Here is a 20,921-nt window from a genome sequence, read left to right as displayed (position 1 = left end):
CGCTGAGTCGAATCCATCTGTTAGGCTGGCACCTGCAGCGTTACGCTCCTTTTTACGATTACGTTGCAACTACAGCATGGACGCTGCCGGCTACGTCGGCAACCCTCAACGTGAAAGTCGGAACGTACCGAGTCGTCCACGGTTACAGAGTGAGGGGATTTTGCTTGGGGGAACCTGCTTTCCTGGGAAGACCGGAGAATTCCGATGTGCCCGGTCGAGTATTATGCACGTTCATTGCAATTCCCCCCAATGGGGGATACACATCCACCGCGTTCGCGGTATACTGCGAGTGCGCGGACTGCAACCGTCCTGCTGGCGCGTCTCGATTGCTTGATCCGTTCTGCGTCATTCGGTTGTCTGAGGTTCAGTGCGATATTTCGAGGCACGCCGGGCACAGGACGGCCTCAGCTGGAGAGCCAGCGGCAGGGGTGTGGGGAGCCGGCAGCCCGTGGGTGTGCTGTATCTTCCCATAGCAACGCAGCTGGATCATACGTGACGAGGCCAGCGGGACGGCGGAGTATGGCAGGGGATGAGCGGAGTCTCGTTACCGATCACCATGGCCGATACCCAGCCATCTCGCCTTCCCACCGCACTGCGGCACGCGATCAGCCGGCCGGCTCTCGCGTTAGGGCTGCTGTTCGCCTGGATCCTCAGTCTGCCGCTTGCTGGGCCACTACTTCTGCGGGCTCAGCCCCCTGGCCTCGGCCCTCTTTCGGCCGCTGAGGCTTACACCCTCGCCCACACGCTCACCCTACTGACCGCCGGGCTCGCTCTCGGCCGTCTGCCCACTGCCTGGGCCACCCGCCTCGGCGCAGTGACCGCCCCGCTGGCCCTGTCCCTCGCCGTCCTTCCCGTCACCTGGTGGGCACCGTTACTCGTTGCCGTTGGTATTACCAGCGCTAGCGGCGTGCTCGCCGTGGGCCAGGCACTAGCTGCCCTGCCAGCCCCCGCCCGTCCCTGGTCTATCGCCGCTGGCGCATTCCTGGCCAACCTGGCCTATATGGCCGTCCTGTTGCTTCATGGTCCTGTGATCGACCGCGTGCTTGTCGGTGCGCTCGCCCTCGGCCCCCTGGCGCTGCCCTGGTTGGTCACTGGACACGACGAGCAGCTGCACGGCCAGCCCAGCGTGCCATGGCACACCCTCCTGCCGCTGCTGCCGGCAGTGTTCAGTGTCTACCTCGTCGGCGGTCTTATGTATGCCCTGGTGCTGCCAACCCTCGGGCCAATCGGCACCCGCCTAGGTGCCATACCCTACCTCGTCTTCCTACCTGTGGCCGCCTGGATCGCTACCCGTGGCCGCAGTCGGGCCGCCCGCCTTGGCCCCGGCATGCTTGGGCTGGGCTACGTCGGCTGGGCGCTGCTCAATGGGCCCCTGCAGGACATCCTCGCCCAGACGTTGATTGTTGGCAGTTACGCTTTTCTCGATGTCACGTTCTGGACGACGTTCGCCGACCACGCCGCCCGGCACCGGCGGATCTTAGGTCTCGGCCTTGGGACGATGACCTCGGCAATCTTCCTCGGCATGCTGCTTGCCGAGCCGATCGCAACCCTCGCAGCTGGTCGCGAAATGAACGCTGCGCTCCTTGCCGCCGCTGTCCTCCTTCTCGCAGCCATCACCTTCCCGGCACTGTGGCCTGAACTCGCCATGACGCCAGGAGCCACGCCACCAGCTACTTCCGGCCATCCGCAATCCCCGGCTGTTCCCCAAATGCCACCTGAACAGCCCACTCCTTCGGTTAGTGCTCAGGCACTCCCGTTCCCTCCAGCCATGCTTGTCACGCTTGACCACGCTGGGCTGACCTCGCGCGAAGTGCAGATCCTCGAGTTAGCTGCCCAGGGACTCTCCAACAAAGAGATCGCCCACCAGCTTGGTCTCTCGCTCGGTACTGTGCGCAAGCACCTCGAGAACAGCTACCGCAAGCTCGGCGCCCGCAGCCGTGTCGAAGCCCTCAACCGCCTCGCCCAGCTGCGCCGCGAGGCCGAGGCTCCCACCAGTAAACTACCAGCTTCCCGACTGCCTGGCGCTACTTCCCAGGCCACACGTTCAGTTGTTCCCCCAAGTGTGACGCCTCAGCTTCCCGCGCCCCAAGAGGAGGAGCATCGCACAGAAGACAATACCTGAGCAGCATTTGCGCGCCGTCTCTGCACGCGGGAATGCAGATGATACGGCGCGCATGGCCCTCCGTCATCAACGATATGATCCTGTGATGCCCGGATGGTGATCTCTTCGTCCTGTCGCTGTCACTCCACAGCTGGTTCGCCTGCACGGAGCAACCCGGCAGCCGACGCTCCTTGTGCTTGCCTAGCAACCGCTACGATGGCACGATGACCGCGCGACCGAAGTAGCGGCCATGCTTAAAGTCGTCGATCGCGCGGTTGATCTCGTGCAGGGGATAGCGCTGGACGTGGACACGCACCAAGCCACGCGCAGCCATGTCCATGAGCTCATAGAGTTCGGCGTAGTTGCCAACGAGGCTTCCTGCAACCGTAATCTCGTTGAAAATCATGTGTACGGTTGGAATCTCAATCCGACCGCCATACCCGATGATGATCTGCGTTCCACCTTTGCGCAGCATCTGCCAGGCCTGTTGCTCGACCCCTTTCTCCCCGACGAAGTCCAACACGACGTGTGCTCCGCCACCGGTCAGCTCCTTGACCTGCTCGACCAAGTCGGGCCCACCAGCGAGCACATCGTCGGCACCGAGTTCACGTGCGCGCTGGCGTGCTGCCTCGGACACGTCGACGGCAATGAGGCGCGCCCCACTGAAGGCCCGCAACACCTGCAGGGCGATGTGCCCCAGGCCCCCAATGCCAATGATCACCCCGGACGTCCCCGGCGGCAGGAGGCGCGCCGCCTTCTTGGCAGCCCGATAGGCCGTCAGCCCAGCATCGGCCAGCGGCGCGACCTCGACCAGATCAACATCTGCACTGAGTTTGACGAGCGCCCGTTCGCTCGTCAGCAGGTATTCAGCAAACCCGCCATCGCTGTCGAGCCCTGGGAACCGACCATTGAGGCAGTACATGTCCTCGCCGTGGCGGCAGGCCAGGCAGACACCACAGGTACGCAAGGGGTGGCAAATCACCCGATCGCCTGGCTTGACAGCAGTTACGCCACTGCCCACAGCCTCAACAATCCCCGTGTTTTCATGGCCGAGGGTGTAGGGCAGCAGCGTCCGTTGCGGGTCCAAAATATCCTTCCAGACACCTTCAATAATGTGCAAATCGGTGCGGCAAAGCCCAGCCGCCACCACTCGCACGATCACGTCGTCCGGCTGCGTTATCGTGGGCTCGGGAACATCTTCGAGCCGCAGTTGCTCATTCATCTCCGGATCATACCGATACAGTCGTGCTGCGCGCACTGCTTCCCCCTTACCAGTTCCCGGGGAGGGGTTCCCCTCCCCGTCTCACAGCCAGCCGCTAGGCAGCCGTGGCCAACTGCTGGCCAATCGGATCCTGGGCCAGCTTCGCCTTCTGCGCAGCAATGTCGATGCCGTAGAGCCGCGCAGCGTTCTCGCCCAGGATCTTGCGTTTGGCTTCTGGCGTGAGATCAACGCCATACTCGTCTTTGATATCGTCGGGCAGCTCAAAGTTCACAAACTTCTCAATGATCCACTTGGGCGTCCAAATCGCATAGTCGCTGCCGAAGAGGATGCGATCCTCGCCAACCCAATAGAGCAGATTCGCCATAATCTCGGCAAAGTAGCGCGGACGCAAGGCAATGAACGCACTCGCCACCGCCAGGCCCGCATAGATATTGCGGTCCTGCTTGGCAATCCAGCAGAAATCATCCAGCCGCGGCAGGCCGATGTGTTCGACGATGAAGTTCAAGTCGGGGAAGTCGGTGGCAGCGGTGTCCACATCATGGACGTCAAACGCGTCCTTGCTCAAGGGATAGACGGTCGGGCCCTTATGCACATGAATGTTCTTAATCCCCAGCTCCCGGCACAGCTCCAAGTACCGGTACGCCATCGGATCGGTCAGCTTCCAGCCACGCGAGCCGTTGTACCACTCTGCCGTGTAGAGCTTGAGCCCCTGAATCGGGTACTCGGCCACCATGCGGCGGAATGTCTCGAAGCCAGCCTCTCCCCAGCGGGGGTCAAAGGAGCCGCAGAGGATGAAGCGATCGGGATAGCGGTCTTTGAGCACGTAGTTCTGTTCGTGGGTGTTGAAGCCGTTCTTGAAGAACTCCTTGAGGTAGGTCGAGTTGAAAATCGCCATGTCGACGTGTCCCTCAAGGAAGAGATCACGTACCATCTTCTCGGCTGGGTATTTGCAGAACTCGTCAAATGACCATTGCCATTCTTTGGGTGTTAACGCCGTGTGGTAGTCGTAGAAGCATTTGATCCAGCCCTCACCCCACTGGTTGCGCCAGTTCTCCGGGCTGCCATCCCAAAAGTGCACGTGTCCGTCAATGACAAACGCCTCGTGCCCGTCAACGCGAATCATTGCACGGCCTCCTTGACCGTTATTGCGCCCCATTGCTGGCGACTTGCCAACAGTGCCTCACACAAGGCTGCACTCGCCCGTAGGTTAACCACGGTGGCCCGAATCTGCCGCAAATAATCAGACAGGCGGTCTGGGCACAGTGGTCGGCCATCAAGATCAACGAGAAGCCAGGCCTCTGGACCGTCGTCGCCAATCACCTCCCTCCGACGCGTCAGGTAGCGCTCCACCGCACGTGCCGGCCGAACCCACCGCTGTTCCCCCTGGTCATCGACCCAGTACTGCCCTGCTGCATGCCGGAGATCGCGCAGTCGCAACGCGCAGAGCGCGGCATCGCTCAGTCCCGCATGCCGCAGCGCCTGTACCATGACCAGTTGGCGGCTCAGAAACCCTTTCCGCAAGAAGAACCGACGCAGATCCTCGAGGTCATCCGTTGCTTCACCAGGGAAAATGGTGCTGAACGCGCACCGGGCGTTGACCCCGTGGGTGATCGCCTCAGCGGCAAAGTGATCCTCAAGCGTGACCAGCACTCGCTCGACCCCCGGCAAGCGCTCGAGCCGCCGTCGTGCATCGTCGGCCATCAAGTAGGCAAAGTTCGGCGAGCACCAGTAGGTTGGCAAGCGCAACCGGACCAGCACGGTGCTGCCCTGCACGGTCGCCTCCGTGACAAAGCCCAACCGTGTGATCGATTGATCCAATTCTGGGTCAAGGACCTGATCAAGCTCCTGCCAAATCTGGGCTACACTCGGCGGCATGGCTGTTCTCCTACAGCAAGCCTGTCACCGGCTTTGCTTCTCTTCATCCTTGCGGTACTGCAGCCGACTATATGTGCCACCCGAGTGTGCGGCAACAGATGTATCGACGTTTTCGCATCTGGTGCGAAAAAGTCGAGGAAACTTCGTGAGACAGACGCAATTACGAACGAGGTTGTGTCAACGAGCGCAGGAAAGCTGTCAATTCGGTGTGCTCAGCTGCAAAGCGACGTGGCGGAACAGAGATCGCGAGCGCAGCCTTCGCGGCTGTCTCCCGACCAGATTGGAGCAAGACCGGAACACTAATGCAACATGAACCAAGCGCGAACTCCTCGCGGTCGTAGGCCACACCAAACATCTCGACGCGCTCGAGCTCAGTTGCGAGCTGCGCTGGTTCAGTCACCGTGTACGGCGTGAAGGCTGGCAGTGAACGTGCGCGAAGGTATGCTGGCCAGTGTTCTAATGGCTGCCCCACCAGCAGCACTTTCCCCAAGGCCAGCGCATGTGCCGCGCCGCGGAATCCGCGCGCCATGCCGGGCAATTCGCGGTGGCCACGACGTCCACGGATATAGACGACTTCAACATCATTATCTGACCAGACTGCGACATACGCGCGGGACTCGGTGGCATCACTGACTCGATCGGCGAGACGTACCAGTGCATCGACATCAAGATGCTGACGCTCTTGAACGGTTTCCAGCAGCCGATAGAAGGTGGGCCCAGGCGAGACAACGCCGCGATGCCGTCTTGTCACAAATCCTGCTGATTCCAGTGCATGTATGATATGGTAGGCTGTCGACAGGCTCGTACCAAGCTGCAGGGCCAGTTCCTTCGGTGTTATGCCGTCGGGCCCTGCTACTATTAAGCGGAGTGCTTCCAATACTCGCTGTGCCACACGCATTGTCTGCTTCTCTGGTTGCATCGCCGGTCGCCTCCGCCCCCACGCCTACGGCCAACCTGATACTGCCCAGAGAACATCAGGCAACACAGCGGTGAAGGAAGGTAAGAGAAAGCAAGATAAATAATTAGGAAGATATTCAGCGAGGAGATATCAGTATCACACCATGCCCAGAACAACACTGTAGCTTCGAGTATAGGCATGTGCCCAAAGACAATGCAACACCTTGCACAATGCAGCATGCTCGGCTCATCACCAGCCACGTGTTATGGTCAACGCAAGCAGTGCATGCGCCGGAGAGCTCTTGACAAGCCGCTTGCGCGCATGCTATGGTCCGGTCGTCTTCCCGCATTTGGCGGGCCATCCGCCACCGGGCAATGGAACAGTGATGCTGGGAACAGGCTCAGTGGTCGAGCGGGCAAGAGAGAGGAGATCCTGTGGCACAGTATATTGTGCGGCGGCTTCTACTCGTGATTCCCACCCTGATCGCGATTTCGCTCATTACATTCATCATCATGCATGCGACACCAGGTAGTCCACTGCAACCACAAGCTGCCAACGCCAATCCCCTGCCACCAGAGGCGCAAAAAGCCCTCGCAAAACGCTTCGGCCTCGACAAGCCGCTCTGGCAACAATACCTTGTCTACCTTAAGAACATCTGGACCCTCGACTTTGGTATCTCCTACCAATACCGAACACGGCAAGTCCGCGAAATTATTGCCACCACCTTTCCGGTCTCGATGGAACTCGGCGCAATGGCAACGGTCGTCGCGATCGTGATCGGCATTCCGCTTGGCGTGCTGGCTGCAGTCAACCAAAACGGGCCGATCGATTACCTGTGTAGCATCATCGCCACTCTCGGCGTCTCACTCCCAAACTTCATCCTTGCCTTATTCTTGATCTTGCTCTTCGTGCTGCTTCTTCCGGTGATTCCGCGAACCGGCGGGTGGTCATCGCCAATCGACTGGGTCTTGCCAACGATTGCCCTCTCGCTCGGGCCGATGGGTATCCTTGCACGATACACTCGAGCCAGCATGGTTGAAGTGATGCGGCAAGATTTCGTGCGCACCGCTCAAGCAAAGGGGCTCTCAAATCACCAAGTGATCGTGCGCCACGTGCTCAAGAATGGCCTGATCCCGCCAATTACCATCATTGGCCCGATGTTCGCTGCGATTGGCACCGGCTCGCCATTTGTTGAGGCAATCTTTCGTGTTCCCGGCATGGGACGTTTCTATGTGGATAGTCTGATCGCTCGTGACTATCCGATGATCATGGCCGTCACCTTGATCTACGGCGCATTGCTGGCGGTCATGAACATCGTCGTCGACATTGTCTACGGCCTCGTCGACCCGCGCATCCGCCTAAGCTAGGGTGAGAGGAGAGACGAGCCATGGCAATGACTGGAGCCGGAGTCTCTGGCCGCGCCGAACGCGCTGATGCGCTGCTCTACGCTGCGCGTCCGCATCGTACGCTCTGGCGCGATGCGCTGAATCGTCTCATCGCAAACCGTCTCGCCCTCCTTGGCCTTGCGATTATTGTGCTCGTGACGTTGATGGCCATCCTCGCCCCAGTGATCTCCCCTTATCCCTATGACAAGCAGGACTACACGGCAATTTCCCAGTTCCCAACGTGGACTGGTCCGCATCCGCTCGGCACAGACCTTGTTGGTCGTGACATGCTGAGTCGGATGATTTGGGGCGCGCAAGTCTCCATTGCCGTTGGACTGGGATCGCAACTGCTCGTGCTCCTGATTGGGGTGCCGATCGGCGCGATCGCCGGCTACTTCGGCGGTCGAATTGACAGCTGGCTGATGCGCTTTGTCGATGTCATGTACGCCTTCCCGCAACTTCTGTTCGTCATTTTGATCATGGCTGCGCTTGGACGAGGCTTGCAGAACATTTTCATCGCGATCGGCATTACCGGCTGGGTAACCCTTGCTCGCTTGACCCGTGCCGAGTTCCTCGCGTTGCGCGAACGTGATTTTGTCACGGCTGCTCGAGCCCTCGGTGCCGGACCGTGGCGCCTCATCTTCCGCCACCTGCTTCCGAACGCCCTCTCACCCATCATCGTCACCGTTACCTTCGGCATTCCCCAAGCAATTTTCACCGAGGCAGCGCTGAGTTTCATTGGCATCGGTATCAACCCGCCACGCCCGAGCTGGGGACAAATGGCGGGAGAATATCAGGTGTATATCCAGTCCTACTGGTACATGTCGATTTTCCCCTCCATTGCGATTGCACTGCTCATGCTTGCGTTCACGTTCTTCGGCGACGGACTGCGCGACGCGCTCGATCCACGAACACGCAGCAGTCGCTAGCTCCGGCTGAGGAGGAGAGAAAGGGGGAATGAATGGCCTGCCGGGTACCACAACCGCCCTAGCGAACGCGCGTACCTGATGTGTCGTGAGCGTGATACGCATCGCTTGTCGAGTTCACAGTAAATAAGGAGGAAACCAATGGGGGATCCGTTGCGCTGGTGGGAAGACCCAGAGCAGCTGGCATTGCTCTGGCAACGTTTGCAGGCGATTAAAGTCGACCGACGCGACTTTCTCCGCATTGTCACGGCCGCTGGCGGTGCATCTGCTGCAGCCCTTGCACTGGAAGCTTGCGGCGGAGGCAGTAATGCATCCCCAACTGCGCCATTGTCTGCGGTGACACCGCCACCACCAGTCACGCCAACGCCGGTCACTGTACCAACGGCAGCGGCGACCGCGACAGCACCAGCTGCTGGTACAACGGCCACGCAGACAACTGGGGAGCTCGCTGCCACCCAGGTTCTGCGAGTCAGTGTGGAAGATGAACCACAGTCATTCGACTTCAATAAGGATCTCTACTGCGGCGGCGACGAAGCCTGCTTCGCCATGCTCGGCATGTTCAACCCGGACAATGAGGTCGTTCCCGATATCGCCGAGCGCTGGGAACCGAATCAGGATGCGTCGGTCTGGACATTCCACATCCGCAAGAATACGTATTGGAGCAATGGCGATCCTGTCACCGCCCACGATTACGAGTGGTCATGGAAACGCCAGCTCGATCCCGAAACCCAGGCCTCATACGCAGCGTTCCTCTACGACATCAAGAACGCCCAAGCCTTCAACAATAAGAAACCAGGCGTGAGCAAGGACGACGTCGGGGTAAAGGCGCTCGATGACTATACGCTGCAGGTGACGCTCGAGGGGCCGCGTGGGTACTTCCCCGTCCTTGCCGCGTATATTGCAGCCGCACCGGCGCACCGACCCTCCGTCGAAAAATACGGCGACAAATGGACCGAGGCCAGCAATATCGTCTGCAATGGGCCTTTCAAACTCGTGGAGTGGAAGCACGAGCAGGGCTTCGTCCTCGAAAAGAATGACAAGTATTGGAACGCCAAGAACATCACCCTGCAGCGGATTGAGCGGCCAATTATCAAGCCTGACGCGGCCTTCCTCGCCTATCAGAACAACGAGATTGACATTCTCTATCGCGCGCCACTGGGCCAGCTCCAACGTGTTCAGAGCGATCCCCAACTTTCAAAAGAATTTCATCGCTATAACCTCTTTGGCACGTGGTACATTGTGCCCGACCCAAACTTCGAACCGTACAACATCAAGGAAGTGCGCCTGGCGATGGCGCACTCGATCAACCGCGATGTGATTGTCCGCGACGTGCTCAAAGGGCTTGCGACGCCAGCCTATACGATGACCCCGCCAGGTATTCCTTTCTATATTGAAGACCGTTTCGATCAGTACACCAAATACGATCCTGACCTGGCACGCAGCCTGCTCAAGGGCACGCCTTACGAGGGCGGCAAGAACTGGCCAAAGGGCATGACCATGACCATGCGCCGTGAGGGCGATGCCGAGAAAGCGGCAGGCGAAGCCGTCATTGCGATGCTCAAGGATGTGCTTGGCATGCCACTCCAACTGGAAGTCGGTGAGCCGAACGAGACGTACGATCGCATGTGGCAACACAAGATCCCACTCATGTGGGTGCGCTGGTACGTCGATTACCCTGACCCAGCGAACACGATGTTCCAAGTCTGGTACTCAAAGCAAACCAGCGGCCATCGCCACTCGTGGTCAAACCCCCAGTATGACCAGTTGGTTCTTCAAGCGAGCGGCGAGACTGACCCAGCAAAGCGCCTTGAACTCTACAAGAAAGCGCAAGAGATCCAGCTTGCCGACGGCGCGGCGATCTACGTTTATAACCCCTGGAACTACGCGCTGGTTAAGCCCTGGATCACGAACTTGCCGAAGACCAAAAGTGGCGACTACGCGGCAAAGTGGAACATCTTCCTCCGCGACTATGATTACTACCGTGTCCTGAAGCACTGACGGCAGGAACATTGGACGGTCAGGGGCCAGGCAAATGCCTGGCCCCGTGGCTTTCCTTCCCATGCTCCAACGCTAATATCCCTTTGCCCAATCCCACGTACATCCAGCAACACGGGGCCCCGTTGGCCGTATGCTTCCTCCCGGACTTGGCTCAATGGTAATCCCCATACCAATAAAGGCTGTCCATGGATCGGGCGTGTGCAAGAGCACCATCGCCTGACGAGAGTGATCAACCGTGAAGACACCGCCGTTGACGCGCTGTCCATCTGGCCGGATCAGCCAAACCTGGTAGAGGTTCTGGGATGGCAATGGCGGCAGGCCATCAATGATCAGCACACCAGCCGTCCCCTGGGGATCGACATAGACTCGCCCAGAGACAGGAGCAGCACCGTTGGACTCTCCAAGGAGTGGCGCTGACCATCCTGCTTGACGTAATGTAGCAAGCATCTGCGCCAGACGCGCGTTCGCTTGCGCTTGGGCACGTTCAGCGTGCTCGAGGCGTACACCCAGCATGCCAAGCACGGCACTTTCAACCAGCAGAGCAACAAGAGCTGCCGCCCAAGCGACCCGGCGGAGCCGTGTCAGCCAGTGCTGCCGTTGCACTGGGACAACCACGCGACCTGTTGGCACTGCAGCGGGTGGCCCCGCAGCCATGGCGAGGACACGGGCCCTCAGGGCCGCTGGCGGAGATGTCAGGGGAAGAGCGAATCCGAGTGCAGCCGCCGCGATATCAAGCCGGGCAAGCTCAGCTTGGCACACTGCACAGGCACGCAGATGAACTGCCACACGCTGTGCTTCTTCATCGGCGAGCGCTCCAAGCGCGTAGGCGGGCAGATCATCCCAGATATGCTGATGTATCACTCCGTCTCTGTCCATATTCGCTCTCGTGCCAGCAATTCCGCAAGTCGACGCATGCCAGCTCGCACACGCGTCTTCACCGTCCCGAGCGGGATACCGAGCATGTCCGCCATTTCCCGCTGTGTCAACCCAGCAAAGTAGGCAAATTCCAGCACCTGCCGCTGGCTGGGCTCAAGTTCAGCAAGCGCCTGCCGCACATGCTCTGCCAGTATCGTACGCTCAGCAAGCGCTGCTGGATCGTCACCTCCATCAGCCGGCTCAACCCCACGTTCATCGATGATCACTTCAAGTGAGGCCGTGCCTCGCCGGCGTTGCCGTACCCAATCAAGCGCGCGATTGCGAGTAACGCGTAGCAGCCACGGTGCAAACGGGCCACGCTCTGGCACATACAGCTCCGGGGCTTGCCAAAGCCGCAGAAACACCTCCTGCGTGACATCCTCAGCGGCTCCGTCATCCCGCGTGATCATGCGGGCAAGACTGTACACAGCCGCCGCATAGCGGTCGTAGAGCTGAGCGAGCGCCTCTGGTTGACGCGCGCGCATTGCCTGCAATAACGCCTCGTCGCTCAGTTCTTCTTGACCAACCACAGGGCCATCCCCATCCCTGCATGCGCATGGTTACAGTTGGGTTACGTGCTGGGGGTATCATACCCCACAGTGACCGAAGCAGGGCATGGGATGGCGCCTGGTTTCAACCCATGTCTCGACGGAGTGGAAGGAGCTCACGATGCGCGCACGGATAGCGAGCTTGTTCATCGTTCTCATGCTGGTGTTCAGCATGGTGTTAACAGCCTGCTCATCCCGCCAGGCAACAGCAACAAGCACCAACACCTCTCCAACGGCTGCTACAGCTGTCACCTCCACTACCACGACGACGCCAGCAACATCCACAACTCCAAACGCATCATCCGGCCAGTCGACCAGCGCGGCAGCGAGTGCCGGGAGTCAAGATCTTTCGACGGCGGTTGAAGCCGTTGCACAGAAGGTGCTTCCGTCGGTCGTCTATATTTCGGTCCGGACAGTGAGCCCGACGGCCTTTGGTTTTGGCCAAGTCGTCCAAGGCGTTGGCTCTGGCGTCATCTTTGACCCAAAGGGCTACATCCTGACCAACGATCACGTCGTTGGTGATGCCCAATCGATTACCGTAGTGCTCTCTGATGGTCGCAAGTTCCAGGCACAGCTCATTGGCCGCTCACCGCAGAACGACATCGCGGTCATCAAGATTGACGGCACGAACCTTCCTGTTGCCACCTTGGGCGACAGCGACCAGCTCAAGATCGGTCAATGGGTCGTCGCGATCGGCAATGCGCTCGGCCTTGAAGGCGGACCAACGGTTACTGTTGGCATTGTCAGTGCGCTCAACCGGACACTGAGCGCCCAAGAGACCGGTGGCACGACCATGGAGCATCTCATTCAGACCGACGCGGCGATTAACCCTGGGAACTCTGGTGGCCCGCTTGTTGACCTCAATGGCAACGTGATTGGCATCAACACCGCGAAGATTCAATCGGCCGAGGGCATCGGGTTCGCTATCGCAATTAACCAGGCAAAGCAAATCGTCCAACAACTGCTCTCTGGCACACCACAAGGCTACCTTGGCGTTGCCGGCGTGACGGTCACTCCGGCCTTGGCAGCACGCTACAACCTGCCAGTCAATCAAGGCGTGCTGATTGTCGACGTATCACCGGGCAGCCCAGCGGCGCAAGCTGGCCTCCGGCCAGGTGATGTTGTGATCCAGGCGGATGGCAAGAACATGACGTCAATAAGCGACCTTGAACAGGTCATTCGCTCACACAAGCCGGGTGACAAGTTGACCTTGACAATCAACCGCAACGGCCAGCAACAGACCATCACCGCAACGCTTGGACAGGCCCCCGTCATAAAGTAGTACACGTATACCCTCGCACTCGTTGGTGAGGCATCAGTCTGCAGGATTGGCTGATGCCTCACCAACGGCGGGGAAAGGCGCGTAATGACAGTACCGAGCCTCGTTGGAGGACGGACTTACCAGGATTGGTTACGGGTGCAAGGCATTCCCAACGACGCTTTTCTTGTCGCCCAGCGAGTGAATCGTGAGCGGATAGTCCTCATTAGCTGGGGGCGTGCCGTGCTGTTGCAACTTGCTCATCCATTGGTTGCAGCCGGAGTCGCCGACCATAGTCATTTCCGCGACAGCAATGCGGCGATGCTCGCCCGCGTTTCTCGCACCGTCAGGGCGATGTGCGCATTCACCTTTGGCCCGCCGGCTGTGGCTCGTCGTACAGCGCGCCACATTCTTCGCGTCCATAGCCGAGTCCACGGTACCCTCACTGAGGCCATTGGGCCGTATCCGGTCGGTACGTTTTACACAGCTGAGGATCCTGCGCTGCTCACCTGGGTTCACGCAACCCTGATCGAAAGCGTGCTCCTGGCATACGAGACACTCGTTGCGCCACTCTCGTCTGCCGAGCGTGATCTGTACTGCCAGGCGAGTCGCGTCATGGAGTATTGGCTGCAGGTTCCAGTCGGCACGTTCCCCGGCACCTGGGACGAGTTACGCCGTTACCTTGCCGCCATGTTCACAAGTGGTCACATTACCGTCTCGGCGACAGCGCGTGCCCTTGCTCGTCATCTTCTCTGGCCACCGTTGCCGCCGCTCCTCCAGCCTGCCGCTGCGCTGCTCCGCTTGGTCACGCTCGGCTGGTTGCCGGCACCAATCCGAGCCGACTACGGTTTTCCAGCCTCAGCAGTTGATGCACGCCGATTGCGCATGATTACAACCCTCATACGCATGACGTTGCCACTATGGCCAGCACGCCTTCGCTTCTGGCCACATGGTGATGCAGCAATGCGCATGATGATGGCATGCCCATGGCACATCTAGACGCCGTCATGCGCTACAATCAGCGCGGGCCGGAGTAACCCGGGAAGGGCGGAGGATTGGGGGTGGCGAGACTGCGCATTGTTCTTGGCATTGCACTGCTTCTGGTCAGCAGTGCAATTGTCGGAGCAAGCGTCTATCGCTACAGCCAGCACAGTCGGGGGAACGACGGAGTCTCAGCCCATGCTGCTGTGACTCTCTCAGTTGTTGTTACTCCTTCGCCGCCACCCACCGCAACCCCAACGCCTCCAGCTTTAAGCGCCTCCGCTGCAGTGGTTGTTGATGTCACAGCACACCGGACGATCTTCGCGCTCAATCCAAACCAGCCGCTCGCGCCAGCAAGCACAACGAAGATCATCACGGCACTCTTGACCACTCGGCTGGCTCATTCTGAAGACATCGTCTCAGTCGACCCAGCTGATGTCGTCAACCCCGTTGAGGATTCAGCGATGGGGTTACAACCCGGCGATACGGTCACCGTCCACGATCTGCTTGTTGGCCTGCTTTTGCCTTCCGGCAACGACGCTGCGCGTGTCCTGGCCCACCACATCGGCTCACAACTCACCCAGCCTGCTGATCGAGCGCCTGAGCAACGCTTCGTCGTGGCAATGAACCAGCTGGCCAAAGAACTCGGAATGCAGAACACGACATTTACCACGCCGGACGGCGATGATGCCCCTGGGCAACACACGACTGCGGCCGATCTTGCCAAGGCTGCCGAGGCCTTCCTTGCCGATCCCGTGTTACCGCGCATCGCCGCAATGCCCCAAGCGACTGTGCGTATCGGTGGCCCGCATCAGCGGACATTACAACTGACGAATACAAACCAGCTTCTCGGACAAGACGGAGTCTTCGGGCTGAAGACCGGGACAACACCAGCAGCTGGTGAATGTCTCGTCTTCGCCTGGCAGACGAGCGACCATACCTACCTTGGCGTCATCTTGCAGAGCGCAGACCGCTACGCCGACGCCCGCGCGCTGATTCAGTGGGTCGCCCGCCTGGCACGACGACAAAGCTCGACCAAGGGAGGAAGTGCGTGAGTCAGCGTGAGTCACACACCAGTCATCGAGTGAGCGCCGAGCCACCGCAACCAGTCTTCGGCTGGCGTCCAAGCATCGACGATGAGCAGCCCATTGCGGCGCCCTCGCCTGCAGCACCACCGCCATCAACAATCGGCGGCAACGGCGTCCAGCCGCCAGTCGAGACACCAGCAGCCAACGAGCCTGCCGCGCGGCCAAGCATGCCAGTGCCTGCTCATGCGACCACTCCAACAGTACGCCCTCGACCGCACACGATCATTACCCGGCACCCACCGATGCCACCTGCACCACCAGCAACGCTCCGCACAGCTCTGCAGCGTCCTACCTGGCTTGGCCATCTCGTCTTGCTAGCCATTATCGTTACTATCATTGCTGGCCATGGTTTCTGGAATCGCATGGCTCCTACGCCAACCCCGGCACCAGCCCCAGCTGGCAACACAGAGCAACTTGGTGATTTGCAGACAATGCTTACTGGTTCTACAACCCTGACAACAGCGGCTGGCTCAGTCGGCGGCGCAAGCGGTGTCGACCCACTCTCCGGTTATTTCAGCGTTTCATCCAGTCCGGTCATTCCCAACCAGCTGAACATCCGGATTGTCACTGCTGAAGCGGGACAAACTCTTGCTGACATTGCTCGCCAGACAAAGCGAAGTGTTGATACGCTTCTGTGGGCAAACGGGATGAGTGACCCACTTGCACCCCTCCCCGCTGGCACGCCAATCCGGGTACCGCCAGTCGACGGTATGCTGCACATTGTCCACGATGGTGATACCCTCGCGAGCATCGCTGCACGCTATCAAGTTGATATCAGCGCCATCACCAACTACGCCCCCAATGGTGTGCAGAGCGACGCTGACCTCGCCCCCTACAAGATGATCATGGTGCCCGGGGGGAAGATGCCGGCCCGCACACAAGTGCTGCTCTACACTGTCCGTCCAGGGGATACACTCGCAACGATCGCGCAATACTTTGGATTACGACCAGAGACAATCATTTGGGCAAACAGCCTCCCAGACGGCGACCTTATCTATCCCGGGCAACGTCTTGCCATTCTGCCGACAGACGGCGTGATGGTCCAGGTCAAGGACGGCGACACCGTTGAATCCCTTGCCCAGAAATATGGTGTGACTCCTGACGTGATTCGCAACTACCCGCTGAACGGGCTAGGGAATAATGGCCAGCTCCGTGTCGGCCAACTCGTCATGATTCCAGGTGGCAAACCACCAGCTCCACCTCCGCCCCCACCAACGCCAACGCCAGCACCTGCTCCAGCTGCACCTGCTCCAGCTGCGGCGCCAGCAGCGGACAATACGACGAGCAGCGCGCCAGCGCCAGCTGTCCAGACGCAACCGCAACGCGCTCAGAGGGGCGGCGCAACGGGCCACTTCATTTGGCCAACCCAGGGGACAATTACCCAATACTTTGGCCCAACATCGTTCTGGATGGAGCCACCCTATCAAGGCTACGCTCACTTCCACCAAGGCGTTGATATTGCGAACGCGATGGGGACACCCATCGTTGCGGCTGACGGTGGCCGTGTCATCTTCGCTGGCTGGAGTACGGTTGGATACGGCTATGCGGTGGCGATCGATCACGGCAACGGTTTTGTCACCTGGTACGGTCACATGGCTGGCCCCCCAGCAGTCAGCGTCGGTCAGATTGTCAGCCAAGGGCAGTATCTCGGCCCCATGGGCAGTACTGGCGCATCCACGGGTCCGCATCTCCACTTTGGCATGATGCGCAATGGAGTGTGGGTTAACCCACTCGATTATCTGCCGTAGCACGCAGCGACGGGGCACGACGCGCGTTGCAATCGTCGTGCCCCGTTTGCCTTTCTGCGGCGCACTCGCTATACTCCGATGGTCGTTCAGTTTGGAAAGCGCCACCAGTGGCGTTGGAAAGCAGGAATATCCATGAGTGCAGAAGAAACACGCGTCCTCCTTGAGCGCTTCTTTGAGGACTTCTGGAACGGCGGCGATGAGGATACATGCCTGTCGCTCGTCGCTCCAACGTTTGTTCGTCATGACCCTAACATTGCTGGATTCCCGGAAGGGCCAGAGGGTTTACTGCTGCTTCGGCAGATTTACCTTGAAGCATTCCCGGATTTTCAGGTAACGGTTGAAGATCTCATTGCTGAACCCAATAAGGCAGCTGTCCGTTTAACTATTCGTGGCACCCATCGGGGCGAATTTATGGGTCTTCCAGCGAGCGGCCGTCAGTTTGCCATGGATGGGATCGATATCTTCCACCTGGACAACGGGCAGATTACCGAGAGCTGGACTACCTGGGACACACTTGGGCTTATTCAGCAACTCGCCGGGTAAGGCACGTCACAGGCCCTCAGCGCAATATAAACAGTGGCCAAGCACTGTGTGCTTGGCCACTCGTGCTTTCCACTGTCGCCCCTTGCGCCTTGCCCGCGCATATGCCTCCTGCTATCTTCAGTAGCAAGGAGGAACACAATGCCAGTAATTCACCGACACCTCCCACAGCATACTGTACCTGACCATGCAGTACAGCAGCAGACAGATCCGCGCTTGCAGATTTGCGGGGCGGTACGCCATCAACTCCTCGTAATGCCGAACGACCTGAACGCGTTGCCACGTTCTCGCTATCGCGCCGATTTTGTGTGTCAGCAGGGCTGGGTCGTGCCCCAACAGGAGTGGAGCGGCTTTCGTCTGCAGGATGTGCTCGCGCTTGCCGAGCCATTGCCCGAGGCTCGTGTTATCCACATCGGCGCTGGCGACTACGTGATCGGTCTTCCGCGTGCCGTTGCCGAGAGCGCACTTCTCTGTGATACGCTCAACGGGCAGCCGCTGCCGCTCGAACACGGAGCGCCGTGGCGACTCATCGTCCCTAGCGGCGCATGTACCACAAGTGTTAAATGGGTCGACCGCATTGTCCTGCTCACCGAAGACGTAAAGCAACCGCGCTAACGGATTGGCCAGACGCAGATTGCTCCATCTCCGCCCCATGCCAGGAAGCGCCCATCGCTTGACCACGCTAAGGCGCGCGCAGTGCCAGAGCATCCCTGCAACGTCACGACTGGCGTTTTATTGTTCACATCCCACACACTGTCATCGAACGCTAAGAATTGCCCATCGGGCGACCAGGCGGGATCAGTAATCCCGCCGGTCATCGGCAGCATTTGCAATGGGCCGTGGAGCCGGTCAAGCCGAAGCAAGGCCGTCAGCGAACGGGCTCGAATCGCTAACCACTGGCCATCTGGCGAAAAGGCGATGCCACTCACCATTCCAATGCCCAACGAACGCTCAGCAACGACGGTGCAGTGGGTAAGTTCGTAGAGTGTGAGCACGCCGCTATCGTCGCCAAGCGCAGCAAGCTGTCCATTTGGCGCAATGTCGATGGCATGAACCGGAGTATCGCCAAGAGGAGCAATCCGGCAGCTCGGTTCTTGGTTCGTGCGCCAGACAAGGAAGTCATGTCCCGCACCCGCTACAAGCACCGAGCCATCACGTGACCACCGTAAGGTAAAGGTTACGGTATCAGCCATTTTCCCGGTTTCCCACGTGCTCAACACCTGGCCGTCGACGCGCCAAATTTCGAGCCAGCCCCCCATGTTGAAACGAGGCTCTGGCACAGCAATCGCTCCTGCGGCCAGCATCGATCCATTCGGCGACCAGGCAACGGCAAGGAGGTGTGCTGCAGGATTTGGCATCATGAACGTTCGCCATGGATGGCCATCAGCTGTCCAGAGCTGGATCACACCAGTGGTGTACGCTGCAGCGACCAACCAGCTGTCGGGTGACCAGCTTAACCCGACAAGCCGCGCCCCACGGCCCGGCCCAGCTACTGCCGCCACTAGCCGACCTGTCCGTGTCCAGAGCCGTACGCCATCGCCATCACCGTTTGGACTCGGCGCACCCGTCGCAAAGCGCAAGCCATCAGGTGACCACGCGAACGGTAGATGGGCTGTGGTACTGAGTCGAATGAGCGGTGTCGCGTTCACTGCACTCAGATCGCTGTCTGGCAAGTCCGCAGACTGGACAACCGCGATGCCAGCATCGAGTTCCTCATAGCGATTAGGCCGGTCCTGCGCCATTCCAGCGGGGATAAGGTCATTCGGCGGCGTCGATCGGACTGGGCGCGACATCACCGCATGGACACCACCTCCGACAATGAGGCTGGCAACCACCACCGCCACAACGAGCCTACGCCGCCCAAATCGCATTGTCGTTCCTCGACGGCTCTTGCCAACGCACGATGGAGTACCAGTGCAAGCATACTCAATTCCCGGGCATCATGCACGATACCTGTGCCACTGTGGCATACTTACGTCATGTTGGAGATCGACACACTTGAGGCACCAACGATGATGACAACTGAACGACCAACCACACTCATTCCGCTTGAGGTCTGGTATCGGCTAGCGAAGAAGGCGCGGAAGGAAGGCATTCGCGCATATCGCCTCAATGACGACCCGCGGTACTGGGCAGTCACAAGTGGTACGCGGCCAGGCGTTGCGTATGAAGTTACGGTCCTCGATGGCGATTTGCTCTGTTCCTGCCCTGGCAGCGCCTACTACCCGTATTGCAAGCACCGCGCTCTAGTCCTTACCGAACTCGGTATCTTGCCGGCCATTCCAGCTTGCGCGCCGTCGTATCCTTAAAACAGTGAAAGGCACCTCATCCGGGGCCTTGGCATGATTGCCGATCCAACGCTCGCTACCCGCTAACGAGCATTGTCAGGGTAGCGGGGTACTTTTTCTTCACCACATCGTAGAGGGAGTGGGCAGCGTGTCCATTGATGAGCTACCTGGAGGCGAGACGCCTCCCTCCACGGAGCCAATGGAGTGGTGGGGCTATCGCCCTGTTCCTGAACACACGCTCTCGTTGGTCACTCTCGTGGCCAACCAGACGTTAACTGCCCGGGTCGCAGCCTTTCTCTGGCTTGCGATGGAGCAGCGACCCACCGTTATTGTCGCCGCGCGAGAACCGCAAGCTGGCAAGACGACGCTTCTCACTGCGTTGCTCGACTGTGTCCCACCCGAAATCACCCGCTACTACCTCCGCGGGTGGTATGAGCGCTTTGAGTTCGCCGAAACTGCCGATCCCATCCGGACCTATCTGCTCTGCAACGAAATCAGCAGCCACTTGCCGATCTATCTCTGGGGGCGTGGCGTCCGTCGTGCTTTTGCACTCTTGCGTCAGGGGCATGCTTTGGCAACGACTGTGCATGCAGCGAGTGCTGAGGAAGTACGCGCACTGTTCACACGTTATCCGCTTGAAGTACCCGAAACGGACCTTGCCGCAATCGACTTGATTATCAGCCTCGGCCTTGGATGGGATACACAAGGGCTACTACGCCGGGTCATGCGCGTTGAGACATTCACCTGTCGCGATGGGACGCTTGAACCGACCGTACTCGCTCACCGTGCCACGCTGCGTTCACCATTGCAGAGCGATCCAGCCGCCCTTGTCGATTTCCTCGCCAGCCGTTTCTCGCTTGATCCAACACTGGTGCGTCGAGCCCTCGCTCGGCGCGAGCGGTTGCTCAGTCGCTGGGTAGCGACAGGCCCGTACGACCGCGCAGCAGTTCGCCAGGCTTTTGCGGTCGAACGTGAGGCGTTCGCTCAAACACTTCGGCCGGACGTTGACAATGAGACAGGGCGGAGTAGGATTGAAGGCGAGCTGTCCGGAACCTGACCAAGCCAGCTCGCAGGTCTGCACCGGGGCATGATGCCCCGGTTGCCTGACTCACAATACACGATTGCTTGTGATTGGTAAGGAGTGTTGCCC

General features: G+C 59.5%; 19 protein-coding genes. 12 read left to right on the top strand and 7 right to left on the bottom strand.

Going from position 1 to position 20,921, the window contains the following annotated elements:
* Positions 1 to 529: 529 nt before the first annotated feature.
* A complete protein-coding gene (locus N675_RS14505; RefSeq protein ID WP_038037421.1) occupies positions 530 to 2,122 on the top strand; it encodes a helix-turn-helix domain-containing protein in 1,593 nt (530 codons plus the stop codon).
* 190 nt (positions 2,123 to 2,312) lie between these two features.
* Here the strand turns inward: N675_RS14505 and N675_RS00800 are convergent, their stop codons facing one another.
* The 4 genes from N675_RS00800 to N675_RS00785 all read right to left on the bottom strand — a co-directional run bounded on the left by N675_RS00800 (position 2,313) and on the right by N675_RS00785 (position 6,117).
* Positions 2,313 to 3,359: an NAD(P)-dependent alcohol dehydrogenase gene (locus tag N675_RS00800; protein WP_038037419.1), complete on the bottom strand. Its 1,047-nt coding sequence runs from the start codon at positions 3,357 to 3,359 to the stop codon at positions 2,313 to 2,315.
* Between the two features lie 58 nt (positions 3,360 to 3,417).
* Entirely contained in the window at positions 3,418 to 4,446 is a 1,029-nt protein-coding gene (locus N675_RS00795; RefSeq protein ID WP_038037418.1) for an amidohydrolase family protein, read from the bottom strand.
* The gene (locus tag N675_RS00790) at positions 4,443 to 5,198 is read right to left on the bottom strand and encodes an iron-sulfur cluster assembly protein (protein ID WP_038037417.1); all 756 of its coding nucleotides are present in this window, start codon (positions 5,196 to 5,198) and stop codon (positions 4,443 to 4,445) included. The genes N675_RS00795 and N675_RS00790 overlap by 4 nt, the downstream gene beginning before the upstream one ends.
* 160 nt (positions 5,199 to 5,358) lie before the next feature.
* Positions 5,359 to 6,117, bottom strand: a complete 759-nt coding sequence (locus N675_RS00785) for an IclR family transcriptional regulator (RefSeq protein WP_038037416.1) — start codon at positions 6,115 to 6,117, stop codon at positions 5,359 to 5,361.
* Positions 6,118 to 6,530: 413 nt separating this feature from the next.
* Here N675_RS00785 and N675_RS00780 point away from each other — a divergent pair, with 413 nt between their 5' ends.
* From N675_RS00780 to N675_RS00770, 3 genes are all read left to right on the top strand, one after another.
* Positions 6,531 to 7,463, top strand: coding sequence for an ABC transporter permease (locus tag N675_RS00780; RefSeq protein ID WP_038037414.1), 933 nt, complete (start codon positions 6,531 to 6,533; stop codon positions 7,461 to 7,463).
* 20 nt (positions 7,464 to 7,483) lie between these two features.
* Positions 7,484 to 8,410 carry an ABC transporter permease gene (locus tag N675_RS00775; protein WP_038037411.1) on the top strand — a complete coding sequence of 309 codons (927 nt, stop codon included), beginning with the start codon at positions 7,484 to 7,486 and terminating at the stop codon, positions 8,408 to 8,410.
* Between the two features lie 138 nt (positions 8,411 to 8,548).
* Positions 8,549 to 10,405 (top strand): peptide ABC transporter substrate-binding protein, encoded by a 1,857-nt coding sequence (locus N675_RS00770; RefSeq protein ID WP_038037408.1) that lies wholly within the window; start codon positions 8,549 to 8,551, stop codon positions 10,403 to 10,405.
* Positions 10,406 to 10,477: 72 nt separating this feature from the next.
* Here the strand turns inward: N675_RS00770 and N675_RS13340 are convergent, their stop codons facing one another.
* On the bottom strand, positions 10,478 to 11,266 hold the full coding sequence (locus N675_RS13340) for an anti-sigma factor (RefSeq protein WP_051913723.1): 789 nt from the start codon (positions 11,264 to 11,266) through the stop codon (positions 10,478 to 10,480).
* Complete coding sequence (locus N675_RS00760; RefSeq protein WP_038037405.1) at positions 11,263 to 11,850, bottom strand: sigma-70 family RNA polymerase sigma factor; 588 nt, start codon at positions 11,848 to 11,850, stop codon at positions 11,263 to 11,265. The genes N675_RS13340 and N675_RS00760 overlap by 4 nt, the downstream gene beginning before the upstream one ends.
* Before the next feature lie 139 nt (positions 11,851 to 11,989).
* Here N675_RS00760 and N675_RS00755 point away from each other — a divergent pair, with 139 nt between their 5' ends.
* The 6 genes from N675_RS00755 to N675_RS13335 all read left to right on the top strand — a co-directional run bounded on the left by N675_RS00755 (position 11,990) and on the right by N675_RS13335 (position 18,098).
* On the top strand, positions 11,990 to 13,150 hold the full coding sequence (locus tag N675_RS00755; RefSeq protein ID WP_038037403.1) for a S1C family serine protease: 1,161 nt from the start codon (positions 11,990 to 11,992) through the stop codon (positions 13,148 to 13,150).
* A gap of 84 nt (positions 13,151 to 13,234) precedes the next feature.
* Positions 13,235 to 14,125 (top strand): oxygenase MpaB family protein, encoded by an 891-nt coding sequence (locus N675_RS00750; RefSeq protein WP_051913721.1) that lies wholly within the window; start codon positions 13,235 to 13,237, stop codon positions 14,123 to 14,125.
* Between the two features lie 62 nt (positions 14,126 to 14,187).
* Positions 14,188 to 15,162, top strand: coding sequence for a D-alanyl-D-alanine carboxypeptidase family protein (locus N675_RS00745; RefSeq protein ID WP_081886734.1), 975 nt, complete (start codon positions 14,188 to 14,190; stop codon positions 15,160 to 15,162).
* Positions 15,159 to 16,943, top strand: a complete 1,785-nt coding sequence (locus tag N675_RS00740) for a LysM peptidoglycan-binding domain-containing protein (protein WP_051913716.1) — start codon at positions 15,159 to 15,161, stop codon at positions 16,941 to 16,943. The genes N675_RS00745 and N675_RS00740 overlap by 4 nt, the downstream gene beginning before the upstream one ends.
* 132 nt (positions 16,944 to 17,075) lie before the next feature.
* A complete protein-coding gene (locus N675_RS00735; protein ID WP_038037401.1) occupies positions 17,076 to 17,486 on the top strand; it encodes an ester cyclase in 411 nt (136 codons plus the stop codon).
* 138 nt (positions 17,487 to 17,624) lie between these two features.
* Positions 17,625 to 18,098 carry a molybdopterin-dependent oxidoreductase gene (locus N675_RS13335; RefSeq protein WP_051913714.1) on the top strand — a complete coding sequence of 158 codons (474 nt, stop codon included), beginning with the start codon at positions 17,625 to 17,627 and terminating at the stop codon, positions 18,096 to 18,098.
* On the opposite strand, the gene N675_RS00725 is transcribed toward N675_RS13335, so the two are convergent.
* Positions 18,095 to 19,354, bottom strand: a complete 1,260-nt coding sequence (locus N675_RS00725; protein ID WP_038037400.1) for a WD40 repeat domain-containing protein — start codon at positions 19,352 to 19,354, stop codon at positions 18,095 to 18,097. The two genes, N675_RS13335 and N675_RS00725, sit on opposite strands and share 4 nt — an antisense overlap.
* Positions 19,355 to 19,495: 141 nt before the next feature.
* On the opposite strand from N675_RS00725, the gene N675_RS00720 reads away from it, so the two are divergent.
* Positions 19,496 to 19,792, top strand: a complete 297-nt coding sequence (locus N675_RS00720) for an SWIM zinc finger family protein (protein ID WP_231577877.1) — start codon at positions 19,496 to 19,498, stop codon at positions 19,790 to 19,792.
* A gap of 127 nt (positions 19,793 to 19,919) precedes the next feature.
* Positions 19,920 to 20,828 (top strand): type II secretion system protein E, encoded by a 909-nt coding sequence (locus tag N675_RS00715; RefSeq protein WP_156100759.1) that lies wholly within the window; start codon positions 19,920 to 19,922, stop codon positions 20,826 to 20,828.
* The last annotated feature ends 93 nt before the right edge of the window (positions 20,829 to 20,921 follow it).

This window comes from Thermorudis peleae (assembly GCF_000744775.1).
In the GTDB taxonomy this organism is placed as follows: Bacteria; Chloroflexota; Chloroflexia; order Thermomicrobiales; family Thermomicrobiaceae; genus Thermorudis; species Thermorudis peleae.
Note: the sequence above shows the minus strand (reverse complement) of the source record. Positions and strands in the feature narration are given on the sequence as shown.

Excerpts from the sequence above, each read along its gene's own strand:
- N675_RS00735 (WP_038037401.1), top strand. The coding sequence starts at position 17,076 with ATGAGTGCAGAAGAAACACGCGTCCTCCTTGAGCGCTTCTTTGAGGAC.
- N675_RS13335 (WP_051913714.1), top strand. The coding sequence starts at position 17,625 with ATGCCAGTAATTCACCGACACCTCCCACAGCATACTGTACCTGACCAT.
- N675_RS14505 (WP_038037421.1), top strand. The coding sequence starts at position 530 with ATGAGCGGAGTCTCGTTACCGATCACCATGGCCGATACCCAGCCATCT.
- N675_RS00790 (WP_038037417.1), bottom strand. The coding sequence starts at position 5,198 with ATGCCGCCGAGTGTAGCCCAGATTTGGCAGGAGCTTGATCAGGTCCTT.
- N675_RS00725 (WP_038037400.1), bottom strand. The coding sequence starts at position 19,354 with ATGCGATTTGGGCGGCGTAGGCTCGTTGTGGCGGTGGTGGTTGCCAGC.
- N675_RS00755 (WP_038037403.1), top strand. The coding sequence starts at position 11,990 with ATGCGCGCACGGATAGCGAGCTTGTTCATCGTTCTCATGCTGGTGTTC.
- N675_RS00770 (WP_038037408.1), top strand. The coding sequence starts at position 8,549 with ATGGGGGATCCGTTGCGCTGGTGGGAAGACCCAGAGCAGCTGGCATTG.
- N675_RS00720 (WP_231577877.1), top strand. The coding sequence starts at position 19,496 with ATGATGACAACTGAACGACCAACCACACTCATTCCGCTTGAGGTCTGG.
- N675_RS00775 (WP_038037411.1), top strand. The coding sequence starts at position 7,484 with ATGGCAATGACTGGAGCCGGAGTCTCTGGCCGCGCCGAACGCGCTGAT.
- N675_RS00795 (WP_038037418.1), bottom strand. The coding sequence starts at position 4,446 with ATGATTCGCGTTGACGGGCACGAGGCGTTTGTCATTGACGGACACGTG.
- N675_RS00750 (WP_051913721.1), top strand. The coding sequence starts at position 13,235 with ATGACAGTACCGAGCCTCGTTGGAGGACGGACTTACCAGGATTGGTTA.
- N675_RS00785 (WP_038037416.1), bottom strand. The coding sequence starts at position 6,117 with ATGCAACCAGAGAAGCAGACAATGCGTGTGGCACAGCGAGTATTGGAA.